This is a genomic window from Brevundimonas sp. (assembly GCF_046293315.1).
Classification (GTDB): Bacteria; Pseudomonadota; Alphaproteobacteria; order Caulobacterales; family Caulobacteraceae; genus Brevundimonas.
The window spans coordinates 73580-89063 of sequence record NZ_JBKBPF010000004.1 but is presented as its reverse complement, the minus strand read 5'-3'; the positions used below and the strand labels follow the sequence as shown (position 1 = coordinate 89063).

Genomic DNA, 15484 nt, shown 5'->3' with positions numbered 1-15484 from the left:
CCTTAGCTTCGCGGGAGCGGCCAGACGTCGTTCCAGCGGGCGCGGCTGGCGTCCAGGCATTCGCAGGCCCGCGCCTCTGTGCCGGGCCGGTCGATAATGGCGATGCGGCCGCGCTTCTGCTGGATCAGACCCAGGGCCTGCATCTCGCCGGCGATCTGGCTGACGGTGGTGCGCTGGACCGCGAGCATCTGGGCCAGGAACTCCTGGGTCAGGTCGATCTCGTCGCGCCCGGCCTGATCGCAAGCCGCCAGCAGCCAGCGGCAGAACCGCGCCTCGGCCCGATGCCAGGCGCGGCAGGCCACCGACTGCTGGGCCTGATTGGCCAGACCTTCCAGATACTGGATCAGGGCGCGCCGGAACGCGGGACGAGCGTCCACAAGGCCGAGGAAGTCCTCGACCGCGATCTTCAGGGTCGATCCGGACACCTGGCAGATGGCGCGGGTGTAGATCGGCAGCCCGGCCAGCGCCGGCCCGGCGCCGAGAACCCCCTCGCGACCCACCATGCCGCATTCCACCGCATCGCCTTCGCGCAGCAGGGTCATGAGCGAGATCACGCCGCTCTCGACGAAATACAGGTGCTGGATGGTGTCGCCGGGATCGTAGAACAGGTGCCCGCTGACCATGGCCTCGCGGGTCAGATAGGGCGACAGGGCCATTCGATCGGCCTCGCCCAAAGCGCCCAGCAGGCGGTTGGCCGTCAGTTTCTGATTCATCAGCATCCGGACTGCCTAGCCCGAAACTGCGAGGTCAGCGGCGGTCACCTGCATGGGCTGTCCCCCTTCGGCCCAGAATTCGACGCCCCCGCGATGCGGCGCCGAGGCCAGCAGGTCGAGAGCGTGACGGCGCGCGGACTGCTCATCGGCGCAGTCATCGAACTCCAGCATGGCGGAAACGCCGGCCGCGTCCATAAACATGAATGTGTAGATACTCACTGACGCCCCTTGCACAGCCCCCTGCGCATTGAGACTCACCCATAGGTGGTTCCTGCCAAGCTGTCTGTCTGGCGCCCGACAGAAGGGCGTACACGAAGAAAAAAGGCCCGCCGGATCGCTCCGACGGGCCTGTTCTTCGCGACTGCGGGCCGCCTAGTTCGTGGGGAAGCCCCGCGTACGCAGCAGCGCCGTCACGTCCGGATCGCGGCCGCGGAACTGGCGATAGGCCTCGCCCCGGTCCGTGGTGTTGCCCGGCGCCAGGATGATTTCCTTGAAACGCCGCGCGGTTTCCGGGTCGAACGGGTCGCCCGTCTCCTCGAACGCCGCCCAGGTGTCGGCGTCCATCACCTCGGACCACAGGTACGAGTAGTACCCGGCCGAATAGGCGTCGGACGTGAACAGGTGATTGAACTGGGGCAGGCGGTGCCGCATCACGATCTGGCGCGGCATGCCGATGCGGGCCAGCGCCTCGCGCTCGAAGGCGTCCGGGTCGGTGACCGCCGTGGACCGGTTGTGCAGGTCCATATCCACAAGCGCCGACGAGAGATAGCTGACCGTGTGATAGCCCTGGGCGAAGGTCGAGGACTCCTCGATCTTGTCCAGCAGGTCCTGCGGCATGGCCTGGCCGGTTTCATAATGGCGGGCGAACTGGTCCAGGATCGGGCGCGTCAGCACCCACTTCTCGTGCACCTGCGACGGATACTCCACGAAGTCGCGCGGCGTGCCGCCCAGGCTGGGATAGTTCACCGTGGACAGCAGATAGTGGATGCCGTGGCCGAACTCGTGGAACAGCGTCTCGGTGTCGTCCAGCGAGATCAGCAGCGGCTCGCCCGCCGGCGCCTTGATGAAGTTGTTGTTGTTGGACGCCAGCACATTGCGCTCGCCGTCGATGGTCGAGTGGCTGCGATAGGTGGTCATCCAGGCGCCGGAACGCTTGCCCGACCGGGCGAAGTCGTCCGAATAGAACAGGCCGATGTGGCGACCCGTGTCCTTGTCGGTGACCTCGAACACTTCCACGTCGGGATGGAACACCGGCACCGTCCCGGCGGGCAGGGCGGTGAAGACCATGCCGTACAGGCGCTCGGCCATGTAGAACATGCCGCGCTTCATGGCGTTCAGTTCGAAGTACGGCTTCAGGTCGTTCTGATCCAGGTCGTAGCGTTCCTTGCGGACCTTCTCGAGGTAATAGAGGTAGTCCCAGGGCTCGATCTCGTGACCCGCCATGCGGGTCATCTCGGCCACTTCCTCGCTGACGCGGGCGACGGCGGGCGGCCAGACCCGCATCATCAGCTCCATGGCCGCCTCGGGCGTCCGGGCCATGGTGTCCTGCATGCGCCAGTGGGCGTGGGTCTCGAAGCCCAGCAGGCGGGCGCGCTCGGCGCGCAGGCCCAGGATCTGGGCGATGGTCGCATTGGTGTCGTTGGCGTCGCCGTTGTCGCCCCGGTCCACGAACTTGCGCCAGATCTGCTCGCGCAGGCCGCGGTCGTCGGCGAAGGTCAGGAACGGATCGACGGCCGAGCGGGTGTTGACGATCACATAGCCGGACAGGTCGCGGCTGCTCGCCGCATCGGCTGCGGCCGACTTGTTGGAGTCCGGCAGCCCCGCCACGCCGGCTTCGGCGGCGATGTGGGTGAACAGCTGCTCGTCGGCCACCACCTTCTGCTGGAAGTCGGTGAAGGCGGTGGACAGGGCCTGGTTGATGCGGCCCAGCTCGGCCTTGCCCGCGGCGTCCAGGGCGGCCCCGTTGCGCACAAGACCCTCGTACTCCCGCTCGACCAGACGGCGTTGCTCGGCCGTCAGACCAGCGGCTTCGGCGTTCTCATGCACGGTGCGGATGCGCTGGAACAGCACCTCGTTGAAGGTGATCTCGTCGCTGGCCGCAGACAGGACCGGCGACATCTCGCGGTTCAGGGCCTGATAGTCGGCCGAGCCGATGTTGCCGATCATCACGCCGAAGATCGAACCGGCGCGCTGGATGTGCTGGCCGCCGCGCTCCATGGGCAGGATGGTGTTCTCGAAGGTGGCGGGCTCGGGGTTGTTCACCACCGCAGCCACGTCGGCGCGCATCTGCTCGATACCCTTGTTCAGGGCGTCGCGCAGCAGATCCGGCGTGACCTGATCCCACGGCGGCACGCCCTGGTACGGCCCGGCCCACGGGTCAGCCAGCGGATTGCCCGTCATCACCGTCTCGGTCGGCCCATAGGCGGCGGGCGCGGTGGCGCAAGCCGTGACCGCGAGCACGCCCGCGCTGGTGAGGATCATCTGCCGTCTGTTCATGAGAACTCCCGTTATTTCCGGCCGTCAGCGCAGAAATGTGCGCCTTCCGCAGCCTTCCGTGACCGGCACAGTATCACCCTGCGCCTGACCGTCACCTGAACGCCATGTAATGAAGCGCGCCCGTCCCTGCCGCAAGCCTGTTCGGTTTGGGGAAATCCGGCTAAAGCCCCGCCATGGCCATTGGTGTTTTCGATTCCGGCGTGGGCGGGCTGACCGTTCACCGCGAACTGGTGAACCGCTTCGCGAGCGCCGACTTCATCTATCTGGCCGATCAGGCCCACGCCCCGTACGGCGGACGCGGTGGCGAGGAGATCGTCGACCTGACCCGCGAGGGGTGCCGTCGCCTGTTCGATGCGGGAGCCTCCGTGGTCATCCTGGCCTGCAACACCGCCTCGGCCATCGCCCTGCGCCGCCTTCAGCAGACCTGGATCCCGCAGGAGCGGGAGCGGCTGGGCCGCCCGGTCAATGTGCTGGGGATCATCGTTCCCACCATCGAGGCGGCCACCGGCCTGCCCTGGAGCTTCGAGGCCGAGCCTCGCGAGGAGAAAATCGAGGCCATCGCCGTCACCGGGGTGTTCTGCACCGCCGCCACAGCCATGAGCCGGGTCTACGAGATCGAGATCGACAAGCGCCGCGAGGACATCGCGGTCTTCACGGAGCCGTGCCCCGGGCTGGCCGGCCTGATCGAACTGGGCGCCCCGGCCGAGGAGCTGGAGGTGGTCGTTCGCGACCACGTGGACGCCCTGCGCCGCCGCGTTGGCCGCCATCCCGACAAGGCGGTGCTCGGCTGCACCCACTATGAGATTGTGGCGGAGGTCTTCAAGGCCGCCCTGCCCGAGGGGGTGGAACTGATCCACCAGCCCACCGCCGTAGCCGACTCGCTGGAGCGCTATTTCGCCCGCCACCCCGACTATGACATCGGCGTGTCGGGCCGCCGCACCTTCCTGACCACCGGCACGCCCGGTCCCCAGTCCGCCCTCGTCAGCCAGTTCTGGGGCGCGCCCCTGACCTTCGACGCGGCTTGACGGCCAGCGGCGGAAACGGGCGACCCGCCCCGGCCGGGGACCAGATCAGGCGCGCGCGGCTTCGGCGGACGCGACCCGCGACGCTGCGTTGATCACCGAGGCGATGCGCAGGGCGGCCTGGACCTGGGTGTTGGCCACGCCGTGCTTCTTCAGCTCGCCCTCGTGGGCGTCCAGACAGGCGCCGCAGCCGTTGATGGCCGACACCGCCGCCGACCACAGCTCGAAGTCCAGCTTCTCCACGCCCGGATTGGCGATGATGTTCATGCGCAGGCGCGCCGGCAGGGTCTGGTACTCGCTGTTCTTCATCAGATGCAGCGCGCGGTAATAGATGTTGTTCATGCCCATGATGGCGGCGGCGGCGCGGGCCGCGTCGGCGGCCTCGGGGCTCAGCTTGTCGGCGACCAGCGCCTCGGTCGCCCGGATCACCGGCGCCGAACCCACGGCATGGGCGCAGGCCAGGAACGTGCCCCACTTCTGCTGGTCGTTCAGCAGGGTCTCGTTGGCCAGGGAGCTGAGGTTCAGCGAGATGTCCTTGGCGTAGGACGGCATTAGGTCGCGCAGGGCGTCGATGGACATGAAATTCTCCGTTGGGGGCTAACGCTCGCGGCGCGGCCGCTCGCTGCTTGAGCCCCATTGTTTGTGCGGCTAACGCTCGGGACGCGGTCCCTCGCTACTTGAGCCGCGAGACGCGAATGCGCTCAAGCAGCGAGATGCCGCGCGTCGAGCGATAGCGCCCTAGAACAAAAAGCCGCGAAAAAGGCGGCGACACACACGCCGCCGCCTTCCTCAGCTCGGTTCGCCGTCTTCTACGCGGCGAGGGTTTCGCCGCCCACCGGGCGGTTGCAGGCGCACAGCTCGTCGGTCTGCAGGGCGTCCACCACGCGCAGGGTGTCGGCCGGGGCACGGCCCACGTTCAGGTTGGTGACATAGACGTGCTGGACCACGTTGTGCGGGTCCACCACGAAGGTGGCGCGCAGGGCGACGCCTTCTTCTTCGTTCAGCACGCCCAGGTCGCGGGCGAACTTGCCGCCGTTGTCCGCGAACGACCAGATCGGCAGCTTGTCCAGGTCGGCGTGGTCGCGACGCCAGGCCAGCTTGACGAACTCGTTGTCGGTCGAGCCGCCCAGGACCACCGTGTCACGGTCTTCGAAGTCGCGGGCCAGCCTGGCGAATTCCGCGATCTCGGTCGGGCACACGAAGGTGAAGTCCTTGGGATAGAAGAAGATCACCTTCCACTTGCCCTCGAAGCTGTCCTGGTTGATCGGCTCGAAGGCCGAGACGCCGTTTTCTTCGTGGTTGTTGAAGCCGGGCTTTACGCCGACAAGCTTGAATTCAGGCAGTTTTGCACCGACGCCGAGCATCAGGTTTCTCCGTTGCTTTTGTTTCGATTGATCGTCGGGGGGAGGTGACGACCGCAACTGCGAAATGGACCTTGCGGCGCACAAAGTCAAACTGTCACGACGCCGCATGACCATAGGTTTTGCTTATGTACAGAATAGGGCGAATCTCGCCCTCCCATAAATCAGCACGATGGGTTTTGATCTTTGCATAGAAAGAGCCTATGCCGCCATCATGCTCCCCACCCTGCGCCAGCTCCAGTATCTGAAACTGCTCGCCGAGCACGGCTCGTTCAGCCGCGCGGCCGAGGCGGCGCATGTCAGCCAGCCCGCCCTGTCCGCCGGGGTGCAGGAACTGGAGAAGGTGCTGGGCTCCCCCGTCGTGGAGCGCACGCGCGGCGCGGTCCAGCTGACCGCCGTTGGGGCTGAAGCGGTCAAGCGAGCCGAGGATGTGCTGGCCCGCACGGAGGATCTGGTGGAGGCCGCCCGCAACGCCGGCAAGCCCCTGTCCGGCCGCTTCCGCCTTGGCGTCATACCCACCATCGCCCCGTTCCTGCTGCCCGCCACCCTTCCCCGGCTCAAGGCCAGACACCCGGCCCTGCGCCTGTTCCTGCGCGAGGACCTGACCCCGCGCCTGGTGGCCCAGCTGAAGGCCGGCCAGCTGGACGCCGCCGTGATCGCCCTGCCCTATGAGGCGGGGGGCATCGACCATGCACGCATCGGCTTTGACGAGATTCTAGCCGCCGCGCCCGCCGGCCACCCGGTCGCCAGCGCCGAGACCCTTCAGGCCAGCGACCTCAGACAGTCCGACCTGATCCTGCTGGAAGACGGCCACTGCCTGCGGGATCAGGCCCTGGCCGCCTTCGACATCGACGCCCCCCGCGGCGCCGACGTCTTCGCCGCCAGTTCGCTGCACACCCTGGTGCAGATGATCGACGCCGGTCTGGGCGTCAGCTTCCTGCCCGGCATGGCGGTGCGCGCGGGCCTGACCGAGGGGTCGGGCGTGGTCACCCGACCCATGTCGGGCCCCGGCGACGGACCCGCGCCCCGCCGCGAGATCGTGGTGGCGTGGCGCTCCGGCTCCAGCCGTGCGGCCGAGGCCCGCCTGCTGGCCGAGGCCCTGACCCTGGAGTGAGCCCGACCGCGCGTCATGGTGAACGGTCCGTTAGGCTTTCTTAACCGGGGTTCTGCGACCATGGGGCTCCAGAGTTCGCCCAGCCGAGTCCGCAGGCCCGCGCATGTTCGCCAAACGTCAGTCCGCCCTGGCCGCCACAGCCGGCACGGCCCCGCGCCGCCGCCCGGCCCTGAGCCGGTCCGCTGTGCTGACTTTTCTGCGCCGCCCTGTCGTGGCCGTGGTCGCAGCACTGATCCTGATGGTGGGCGCCGGCGCCCTGTTCATTGCCGTTCTGGGCGATCCGACCGCAGGCACGCCCTCGGCGCGGGCATCCCTCGACCGTCCGGAAACCGTCGCCGCCGCGCCGCCCACGGGTATGGAGGCTTTCACCCTCGATACTCTCGGCCTGTACCAGGATCTGACCGCGCCCGGTTTCGAGCTGGATGACCAGGGCGGGCCGATCACCGGCGAGGCGCTCATCACCCTGCCGGACGGGGCGACCGCCGCCGGGGGCGCCGCCATCACCGCGCCGCGCCGCCCGCCCGCCGACCCCCTGCCCGCCGCGCCGATCGCCGGACTGTCCCAGCCGGGACCGAACGGCGCCCTGCCGATGATCAACGCCGACGGTCGCACCCCGGCCCAGGCCTACGCCCGTCCGTTCCGCCCCAACGGCCGCCCCCGCGTGGCCCTGATCGTGGGCGGTCTGGGCCTGAACGCCGTCACCACCCGCGCCGCCATCGAGCGCCTGCCTGCCGAGGTGACCCTGTCCTTCGTGCCCTACGCCGAGGGCCTTCAGGGCTGGATCGACCTGGCCCGCGCCCATGGCCACGAGGTGCTGATCGAGATCCCCATGGAGCCCCAGGGCTATCCCGACAACGATCCCGGCCCCTACACCCTGCTGTCCAACGCCGGGCCCGACGACATCCGGCAAAGGCTGGACTGGTTGCTGGGCCGCGCCAGCGGTTACTTCGGGGTCACCAACTATCTGGGCGAGCGCTTCGTCGCCTCGGACGGCGCCATGACCGCCTTCCTGGGGGTGATGCGCAGCCGCGGTCTGGCCTTCGTGGACGATGGCTCGGCCCGTCGTCGCCCCGGCGCCTACGCCCGCGCCAGCGCCGACCGCATCATCGACGAGGTGCAGAGCCCCGCCGCCATCGTGGCTCAGCTCAACGCGCTGGAGGCGGCTGCCCGCGAAAACGGCGACGCCCTGGGGGCCGGCTTCTCCTATCCGGTGACGGTGGAGGCGGCCGCCCGCTGGGCCGACGGCCTGTCGGATCGCGGGCTGCAACTGGCCCCCGCCTCGGCCATGACCCGGCGGCCCGGCCGCTAGTGGCCGACCTGTCGCTCTACCGGCCCAATGTCGGGGTGGTGCTGTTTCATCCGGACGGCCGCGTCTGGCTGGGCCGCCGCGCAAAGACGCCCGAGCCGTACTGCTGGCAGTTCCCGCAGGGCGGCGTCGACGCCGACGAGGTCGAGCGGGGCGACTGGGAAGCCGCCGCCCGCCGCGAACTGCTGGAGGAGACCGGGGTCCGTTCCGCCGACCTTCTGGCCGCCACCGAGGGCTGGATCACCTACGACTTCCCGCCCGAGGCCTCCGGCGCGAAAATCACGCGCGGCTGGAAAGGCCAGAAGCAGAAGTGGTTCGCCCTGCGCTTCACCGGCGACGAGGCCGAAATCGACCTCGAGGCCCATCCGCCCGTCGAGTTCGAGACCTGGCGCTGGGGCCGGCTGGACGAGGTCTGCGGCCTGATCGTGCCGTTCAAGCGCCCGGCCTATGAACAGGTGGTCGCCGCCTTCGCCCGCTTCGCCGCCTGAGCCTGATCCCAGAGCCAGATTCACGGTGGAGGAATCGCGACGCGACGCCTCCTCCACCGATCAGGCTCTACCTGCCCAGCGCGGCCCTCTGCAGGGCGAACAGCTCGGCGCAGCCGCTTTCGGCCAGCGCGAACAGGCGGTCGAACTCGGCCCGGCTGAAGCCGCGCTTTTCGCCGGTGGCCTGAATCTCGACGATGTCGCCCGATCCGGTCAGGACGAAGTTGGAATCCGCCTCGGCGTTGGAATCCTCTTCGTAATCAAGGTCCAGCACCGGCGTATCCTTGAACACGCCGCAGGACACCGCCGCCACCTGATCCAGAATGGGGTCGGCCTTCAGCACGCCCTCATCCTTCAGATAGTTGAGGGCCGAAGCCATGGCGACCCAGGCGCCGGTGATGGCCGCGGTGCGGGTGCCGCCGTCGGCCTGGATCACGTCGCAGTCGATCAGCACCTGCCGCTCGCCCAGCGCCTTCATGTCCACCACCGCGCGCAGGGAGCGGCCGATCAGGCGCTGGATCTCCTGCGTCCGGCCCGACTGCTTGCCCGCCGCCGCCTCGCGCCGGCCCCGGGTGTGGGTGGCGCGGGGCAGCATGCCGTATTCCGCCGTGACCCAGCCCTGGCCCTTGCCCCGCAGCCACGGCGGCAGGCTTTCCTCCACCGACGCGGTCACCAGAACCTTCGTATGGCCGAAGCTGACCAGGCACGAGCCCTCGGCGTAGCGATTGACCCCGATCTCGAGAGTGACGGGGCGGAGTTGTTCGGGCGTGCGGTCAGACGGGCGCATGGGTCTCGCTTATCGTATTGGAAGTGGTCGCCCGGACGCTTATCCTGAAAGGGTGAGCCTGTCCCGCCCGGAAGCCATGAAATCCGTCCGCCTGCGCCGGGCCGTACCCGCCGACGCGGCGCTTCTGCACGCCTGGGACGCGGAGCCGCACGTGATCAAGGCGGTCACCGACGACCCGACCGCCGAGGAAGCCTTCATCGACGCGGACTGGGAACAGGAGATCAGCGACCAGTCGCCGGTCAGCTTCTTCCTGATCGGCGAGGAGAACGGCCGCCCGGTGGGCTCCATGCAGGTGATCGACCCGCATCTGGAGCCGACGCACTACTGGGGCGAGATCGAGCCGAACCTGCGGGCGCTGGACATCTGGCTTGGCCCCGCCGACGCCCTGGGCCGGGGCATCGGCACGGCCATGATGACCCAGGCCATTGACGCCTGTTTCGCGGCGCCTGAGGTCACGGCCATCGTCATCGATCCCCTCTCCTCCAACCCCGATGCCCACCGGTTCTATCAGCGGCTCGGCTTCCGCCCGGTCGAGCGACGCCTGTTCGGCCCCGACGACTGTCTGGTTCACCGCCTCGAGCGGGCGCACTGGGAGGCCCGGTCATGAGCCTGTTCGCCCCCTCCGCGCCCCTGACCATGCTGGACGACCGGGCGCGCGACATCTTCCGCCGCATCGTCGAGAGCTACCTGGAGACGGGCGAGCCGGTGGGTTCGCGCACCCTGTCCCTGAGCGGCGTGTCCCTGTCGCCGGCCTCCATCCGCAACACCATGCAGGACCTGACCCTGGCCGGCCTGCTGCACGCGCCCCACACCTCGGCGGGGCGGGCCCCCACCCATGCGGGCCTGCGCCTGTTCGTGGACGGCCTGCTGGAGATCGGCGACGTCAGCCAGGACGAGCGGCGCGAGATCGACGCCCGTCTGGCCGTCCACAAGGGCGCGGCGGGCCGCGGCGGCTTCGAGGAGGCGCTGGACGCGGCCTCGTCCCTGCTGTCGGGTCTGGCGGGCGGCGCCGGCGTGGTGGCCAGCCCCGTGCGCGAGACCGGCGTGCGGCACGTGGAGTTCGTGGCCCTGGGCGACGATCAGGCCCTGGCGGTTCTGGTGGCCGAGGACGGCACGGTGGAGAACCGCCTGATGCCGCTGGCCGCCGGGGTCACCGCCTCGACCCTTCAGGAGGCCTCCAACTTCCTCAACGCCCGGCTCAAGGGACGGCCCTTGCAGGAGGCGCGCAGCGAAATGAGCGCCGAGCTTCAGGCCGCGCGCCGCGATCTCAACGACGCCGCCGCCCGGCTGGTGGAGGACGGCATGGCCGCCTGGTCCGGCGGACCGGACCGGGAGCGCGCCCTGATCGTACGCGGCCGCGCCAACCTGTTGCAGGACCGGGAGGCCTTGGAGGATCTGGAGCGGGTGCGCGTCCTGTTCGACGATCTGGAGCAGAAGGAGCAACTGATCGGCCTGCTGGACGGGGTCACGAACGCCCAGGGGGTGCGCATCTTCATCGGCGCCGAAACCCGACTGTTTTCACTTTCGGGTTCCGCCGTGATCGCGGCGCCCTATATGTCGGGCCGACAGCGGGTTCTGGGCGCCATCGGCGTGATCGGACCCGCAAGACTGAACTACGCCCGTGTCATTCCGTTGGTGGACTATACCGCCCGGGTGCTGGGCCGCATGCTGGACGGACAGGAAACGTGAGCGACACCTATAACGACCGAAACGACGCCGAAGCGCGCGACGACGCCGACCTCAACGCCGAGGCGGGGCTGGACGCCGATCCCACCCACGCGTTTGAACAGGAAGACGATCTGGGGCCCATCGACGCCCTCATCGCCGAGCGCGACGAGTGGAAGGATCGCGCCCTGCGCGCCGTGGCCGAGGCCGACAACGTCAAGCGTCGCGCCGAGCGCGAGATGAATGATGCGCGCGCCTACGCCATCACCCGCTTCGCCCGCGATTTGCTGGGCGTGGCCGACAATCTGTCCCGGGCCCTGCAGGCGGCGCCCAGGGAGAACGCCGACGCGGCGGTGGGCGGCCTCGTCACCGGGCTGGAGATGACCGAGAAGTCGCTGCTGTCCGCCTTCGAGGGCAACGGCCTGACCCGCGTGGCCCCCGAGGCCGGCGAGGCGTTCGACCCCAACCTGCACCAGGCCATGATGGAGCAGCCCTCCGACACCGTGGCCGCCGGCCAGGTGATCCAGACCATGCAGGCGGGTTACGCCCTGTTCGGCCGGGTCGTGCGCCCCGCCATGGTGGTGGTGGCCGCGCGCGGATCGGGCGGCGGCTCGCAGGAACCGGGCGCCCGCGTTGATGCGAAGGTCTGACTTCTAGAGGTGGGTCTGGAAGTGCGCCAGCAGGCGTGACCAGCCGTCCGTCGCCGCTGCGGCCTGATAGCTGGGGCGGTAGTCGGCGTGGAAGGCGTGTCCGGCGCCCGGATAGACCACGATCTCGCTGCGGGCCTGCCCCGCGCTGACGAGGGCGTCGCGCATGGCCTGAACCGACGACAGGGGAATGCCCCGGTCGTCCTCGCCGTACAGACCCAGCACCGGCGCCTTGAGGTCGGCCGCAAGGTCCACGGGCCAGGGCGCGCCCTGGGTGGCGCCCTCGGCCGGAGCCAGCCGCCCGTACCAGGCCACGCCCGCCTTGAACGCGGCGAAGCGGGCCACGGCCTGCCAGACCACCTTGCCGCCCCAGCAGAAGCCGGTGATCCCGGCCCGCTCGCTGTCGGCCCAGATCTGGCCGTCCAGCCACTCCAGCGTGGCCGAGACGTCGCCCATGACCTGGTCGTAGCCGGCGGCGCCGACAATTTCCTGAATCCGCGTCATGTCCGACAGGGGCGCCGGGTCCTCGACCCGCACGAAAAAGGCCGGGGCGATGGCCGCATAGCCTTCCTTTGCCAGCCGACGGCACACATCCTGAATGTAGGCGTGGACCCCGAAGATCTCCGAGGCCACCACCACGACGGGAAACGGCCCCTCTCCACCGGGCCGGGCCACATAGGCGGGCAGGTCGAACCCGTCCGGCGCGGGCAGGCTCACGGTCTCGGTCACCAGCCCCACCTCATCCGTCACCACCGGCTCGGCCGATTGCGACACGGCGGCCGTGGCATAACCGGCGAACAGCAGCCCGCCCAGCAGGCGCCGGCTGAGCTTGAAGTCGTCCGGGCGGGGGCCTTCGGGGCGGATCAGGTTCACGCTCATGACGGGTCTCCGCAGGGCCAGCTCGGGAAAGCGCGACTGTGCGCCGCCCCGGCAACGCGGTCCAGTCACGACCCGGTCAATGGCGGCCGGTCAGGCGGCCCGTCGCAGGGTCAGGTTCATCCGCCCGCCCCCCGGCAGGAGACTGGACGATCCGCCCAGAATCCGGTCGATCCCGTGCCGCGCCAGCCTCGCCTGTCCCGACAGCATGCACACGTCGCCCGAGGCCAGCCGCACCGAGCGCGTCCGTCCGCCCCCCGCCCCGCCGACCCGGAACAGCGCCGTATCGCCCAGCGAGATCGACAACACCGGCGCGTTCAGGTCCTTCTCATCCTTGTCCTGATGCAGCCCCATGCGGGCGTCGGCGTCATAAAGATTGACCAGACAGGCGTCCGGCGGCTCCGGCCACCCCGTCAGGTCGTCCCACAGTGTCAGCAGGGATTCCGGCATGGGCGGCCAGGGCTGGCCCGTCTCTGGATGAACCGCCTGATAGCGATAGCCCGCCCGGTCAGACACCCACCCCAGCGGCCCCAGGTTGCTCATCCGCACCGAAAACGGCCGCCCGCCCGGCGTCACTGGCCGATACAGCGGCGCGGCCTCCAGCGCGGTCAGCACCTGATCCCGCAGCTGCGCCTGCCCGGTCGGGTCCAGTCGCCCGGGCCAGAGGCGAAAACCGTCCAGCGAGTCATCCAGCATCATGTCGGCGGGCGAGGTCATCCACCCCATATCGGACGCGCCTGATCTCGCGCCAAGCCCTTGCACCCCTTGCCGGCTTTCCCATATCCGACCGGAACGTGGACAAGACCCTATTCCTTTGAGGGAATTGTTCGCTTAAGGAGCCCCACCGCCGGTTCGCCCGGCAAGCCTACCAACCCACAGGGGGCGGTCACGCGCGGCGCTTGATCCGAAGGCCGCCGCATCGCCCGCCGATACGGAGTGAAATACAACGCCCATGAGCAAGATCATCGGCATCGACCTCGGCACCACCAACTCGTGTGTCGCGGTCATGGACGGCAAGAACCCCAAGGTCATCGAGAACGCCGAGGGCAACCGCACCACCCCGTCGGTGGTGGCGATCCAGGATGACGGCCAGTCCCTGGTCGGCCAGCCGGCCAAGCGCCAGGCGGTCACCAACCCCGAGAATACCTTCTTCGCCATCAAGCGCCTGATCGGCCGCGGCTATGACGACCCCGTCGTGGCGAAGGACAAGAAGATGGTCCCCTACGAGATCGTCAAGGGACCGAACGGCGATGCCTGGGTGCGCGCCCACGGCAAGGACTATTCCCCCCAGCAGGTCTCCGCCTTCACCCTTCAGAAGATGAAGGAGGCCGCCGAGGCCTATCTGGGCGAGAAGGTCGAGAAGGCGGTCATCACCGTCCCGGCCTATTTCAATGACGCCCAGCGTCAGGCCACCAAGGACGCCGGCAAGATCGCCGGCCTCGAGGTCCTGCGCATCATCAACGAGCCCACCGCGGCCGCCCTGGCCTATGGCCTGGACAAGAACGACGGCCAGAAGATCGCCGTCTATGACCTGGGCGGCGGCACCTTCGACGTCTCGATCCTCGAGATCGGCGACGGCGTGTTCGAGGTGAAGGCCACCAACGGCGACACCTTCCTCGGCGGCGAGGACTTCGACCTGCGTCTGGTCGATTACCTGGCCGACGAGTTCAAGAAGGAGCAGGGCGTCGACCTGCGCTCCGACAAGCTGGCCCTGCAACGCCTCAAGGAAGAGGCCGAGAAGGCCAAGAAGGAGCTGTCCTCGGTCACCCAGTACGAGGTCAACCTGCCCTTCATCACCATGAACGCCTCGGGCCCGCTGCACCTGAACATCAAGCTGTCGCGCGCCAAGCTCGAAGCTCTGGTGGACGACCTGATCCAGCGCAGCATCGAGCCGTGCCAGAAGGCCCTCAAGGACGCGGGCCTCAAGGCCTCGGACATCGACGAGGTGATCCTGGTCGGCGGCATGACCCGCATGCCCAAGGTGCAGGAGGCCGTGAAGGCCTTCTTCGGCAGGGAGCCGCACAAGGGCGTCAACCCGGATGAAGTGGTGGCCCTCGGCGCCGCCGTTCAGGCCGGCGTGCTGCAAGGCGACGTCAAGGACGTGCTGCTGCTGGACGTGACCCCCCTGACGCTGGGCATCGAGACCCTGGGCGGCGTGTTCACCCCCCTGATCGAACGCAACACGACGATCCCCACCAAGAAGAGCCAGGTGTTCTCCACCGCCGACGACAACCAGTCGGCCGTGACCATCCGCGTGTTCCAGGGCGAGCGCCCCATGGCGGCGGACAACAAGATGCTGGGCCAGTTCGACCTGATGGGCATTCCCCCCGCACCGCGCGGCATGCCCCAGATCGAGGTGACCTTCGACATCGACGCCAACGGCATCGTCAACGTCGGGGCCAAGGACAAGGCCACCAACAAGGAACAGTCGATCCGCATCCAGGCCAACGGCGGCCTGTCGGACGACGACATCGAGAAGATGGTCAAGGAAGCGGAAGCCAACGCCGCTGCCGACAAGACCCGCAAGGAGCTGGTCGAGGCCCAGAACGGCGCCGACAGCCTGATCCACTCGACCGAGAAGGCTATGTCCGAACACGGCGACAAGGTCTCCGGCGACGACAAGACCGCCATCGAGACGGCGCTGGCCGACCTCAAGGCCGCCCGCGAGGGCGACAACGCCGAAGACATCAAGACGAAAACCCAGACCCTGGTTCAGGCGTCCATGAAGCTGGGCGAGGCCATGTACGCCGCCCAGCAGGGCTCCGGCGACGGCGCTGACGGCGCCCAGGCCGAGCAACCCGCCGACGACGGCGTGGTGGACGCCGAGTTCGAGGAAGTCTCGGACTCCGACGACAAGAAGAGCGCCTGAGCGGCGGTCTGACCGACCACGGCCCCGCTTGTCTCCCCACAGAGGCGAGCGGGGCTTTTTTCTGATCGCGGATGGCTATACCCCTCACCCTCATGCGGACATTGCATCCGTCGGGGCGGACACCATCTGAGGCATGACGACGG

General features: G+C 68.7%; 16 protein-coding genes. 8 read left to right on the top strand and 8 right to left on the bottom strand.

Annotation, left to right across the window (positions count from 1 at the left end):
- Nucleotides 1-2: 2 nt before the first annotated feature.
- From ACK4SE_RS04805 to ACK4SE_RS04795, 3 genes are all read right to left on the bottom strand, one after another.
- The gene (locus ACK4SE_RS04805; RefSeq protein WP_409689313.1) at nucleotides 3-713 is read right to left on the bottom strand and encodes a Crp/Fnr family transcriptional regulator; all 711 of its coding nucleotides are present in this window, start codon (nucleotides 711-713) and stop codon (nucleotides 3-5) included.
- A gap of 15 nt (nucleotides 714-728) precedes the next feature.
- Nucleotides 729-932: a hypothetical protein gene (locus tag ACK4SE_RS04800; RefSeq protein ID WP_409689312.1), complete on the bottom strand. Its 204-nt coding sequence runs from the start codon at nucleotides 930-932 to the stop codon at nucleotides 729-731.
- Nucleotides 933-1085: 153 nt separating this feature from the next.
- Nucleotides 1086-3209 (bottom strand): M3 family metallopeptidase, encoded by a 2124-nt coding sequence (locus ACK4SE_RS04795; RefSeq protein ID WP_409689310.1) that lies wholly within the window; start codon nucleotides 3207-3209, stop codon nucleotides 1086-1088.
- Between the two features lie 173 nt (nucleotides 3210-3382).
- On the opposite strand from ACK4SE_RS04795, the gene ACK4SE_RS04790 reads away from it, so the two are divergent.
- On the top strand, nucleotides 3383-4234 hold the full coding sequence (locus ACK4SE_RS04790) for a glutamate racemase (protein ID WP_409689308.1): 852 nt from the start codon (nucleotides 3383-3385) through the stop codon (nucleotides 4232-4234).
- Between the two features lie 45 nt (nucleotides 4235-4279).
- Here ACK4SE_RS04790 and ACK4SE_RS04785 read toward each other — a convergent pair whose 3' ends face one another.
- Both ACK4SE_RS04785 and ACK4SE_RS04780 read right to left on the bottom strand, forming a co-directional pair.
- Nucleotides 4280-4810: a carboxymuconolactone decarboxylase family protein gene (locus ACK4SE_RS04785; RefSeq protein ID WP_409689306.1), complete on the bottom strand. Its 531-nt coding sequence runs from the start codon at nucleotides 4808-4810 to the stop codon at nucleotides 4280-4282.
- A 230-nt stretch (nucleotides 4811-5040) separates the two neighbouring features.
- Nucleotides 5041-5595 (bottom strand): peroxiredoxin, encoded by a 555-nt coding sequence (locus tag ACK4SE_RS04780; protein ID WP_409689304.1) that lies wholly within the window; start codon nucleotides 5593-5595, stop codon nucleotides 5041-5043.
- A 211-nt stretch (nucleotides 5596-5806) separates the two neighbouring features.
- On the opposite strand from ACK4SE_RS04780, the gene ACK4SE_RS04775 reads away from it, so the two are divergent.
- From ACK4SE_RS04775 to ACK4SE_RS04765, 3 genes are all read left to right on the top strand, one after another.
- Nucleotides 5807-6706, top strand: a complete 900-nt coding sequence (locus ACK4SE_RS04775) for a hydrogen peroxide-inducible genes activator (protein ID WP_409689302.1) — start codon at nucleotides 5807-5809, stop codon at nucleotides 6704-6706.
- A gap of 103 nt (nucleotides 6707-6809) precedes the next feature.
- Complete coding sequence (locus ACK4SE_RS04770) at nucleotides 6810-8015, top strand: divergent polysaccharide deacetylase family protein (RefSeq protein ID WP_409689300.1); 1206 nt, start codon at nucleotides 6810-6812, stop codon at nucleotides 8013-8015.
- The gene (locus ACK4SE_RS04765; protein ID WP_409689299.1) at nucleotides 8015-8500 is read left to right on the top strand and encodes an RNA pyrophosphohydrolase; all 486 of its coding nucleotides are present in this window, start codon (nucleotides 8015-8017) and stop codon (nucleotides 8498-8500) included. The genes ACK4SE_RS04770 and ACK4SE_RS04765 overlap by 1 nt, the downstream gene beginning before the upstream one ends.
- 67 nt (nucleotides 8501-8567) lie before the next feature.
- Here ACK4SE_RS04765 and rph read toward each other — a convergent pair whose 3' ends face one another.
- Complete coding sequence (gene rph / locus ACK4SE_RS04760) at nucleotides 8568-9284, bottom strand: ribonuclease PH (RefSeq protein ID WP_409689298.1); 717 nt, start codon at nucleotides 9282-9284, stop codon at nucleotides 8568-8570.
- Nucleotides 9285-9360: 76 nt separating this feature from the next.
- On the opposite strand from rph, the gene ACK4SE_RS04755 reads away from it, so the two are divergent.
- From ACK4SE_RS04755 to grpE, 3 genes are read left to right on the top strand one after another with little or no spacing between them, the layout of a single operon-like run.
- Complete coding sequence (locus ACK4SE_RS04755) at nucleotides 9361-9891, top strand: GNAT family N-acetyltransferase (RefSeq protein WP_409689296.1); 531 nt, start codon at nucleotides 9361-9363, stop codon at nucleotides 9889-9891.
- Complete coding sequence (gene hrcA, locus ACK4SE_RS04750) at nucleotides 9888-10973, top strand: heat-inducible transcriptional repressor HrcA (protein ID WP_409689294.1); 1086 nt, start codon at nucleotides 9888-9890, stop codon at nucleotides 10971-10973. Before ACK4SE_RS04755 ends, hrcA begins: the two co-directional genes overlap by 4 nt.
- Entirely contained in the window at nucleotides 10970-11599 is a 630-nt protein-coding gene (gene grpE, locus ACK4SE_RS04745; RefSeq protein WP_409689292.1) for a nucleotide exchange factor GrpE, read from the top strand. Before hrcA ends, grpE begins: the two co-directional genes overlap by 4 nt.
- A 3-nt stretch (nucleotides 11600-11602) precedes the next feature.
- On the opposite strand, the gene ACK4SE_RS04740 is transcribed toward grpE, so the two are convergent.
- Nucleotides 11603-12475, bottom strand: coding sequence for a dienelactone hydrolase family protein (locus ACK4SE_RS04740; protein WP_409689290.1), 873 nt, complete (start codon nucleotides 12473-12475; stop codon nucleotides 11603-11605).
- A gap of 90 nt (nucleotides 12476-12565) precedes the next feature.
- The gene (locus tag ACK4SE_RS04735) at nucleotides 12566-13189 is read right to left on the bottom strand and encodes an alpha-ketoglutarate-dependent dioxygenase AlkB (RefSeq protein WP_409689672.1); all 624 of its coding nucleotides are present in this window, start codon (nucleotides 13187-13189) and stop codon (nucleotides 12566-12568) included.
- A gap of 235 nt (nucleotides 13190-13424) precedes the next feature.
- Here ACK4SE_RS04735 and dnaK point away from each other — a divergent pair, with 235 nt between their 5' ends.
- Nucleotides 13425-15341, top strand: a complete 1917-nt coding sequence (gene dnaK, locus ACK4SE_RS04730) for a molecular chaperone DnaK (protein WP_409689288.1) — start codon at nucleotides 13425-13427, stop codon at nucleotides 15339-15341.
- Nucleotides 15342-15484: the final 143 nt, after the last annotated feature.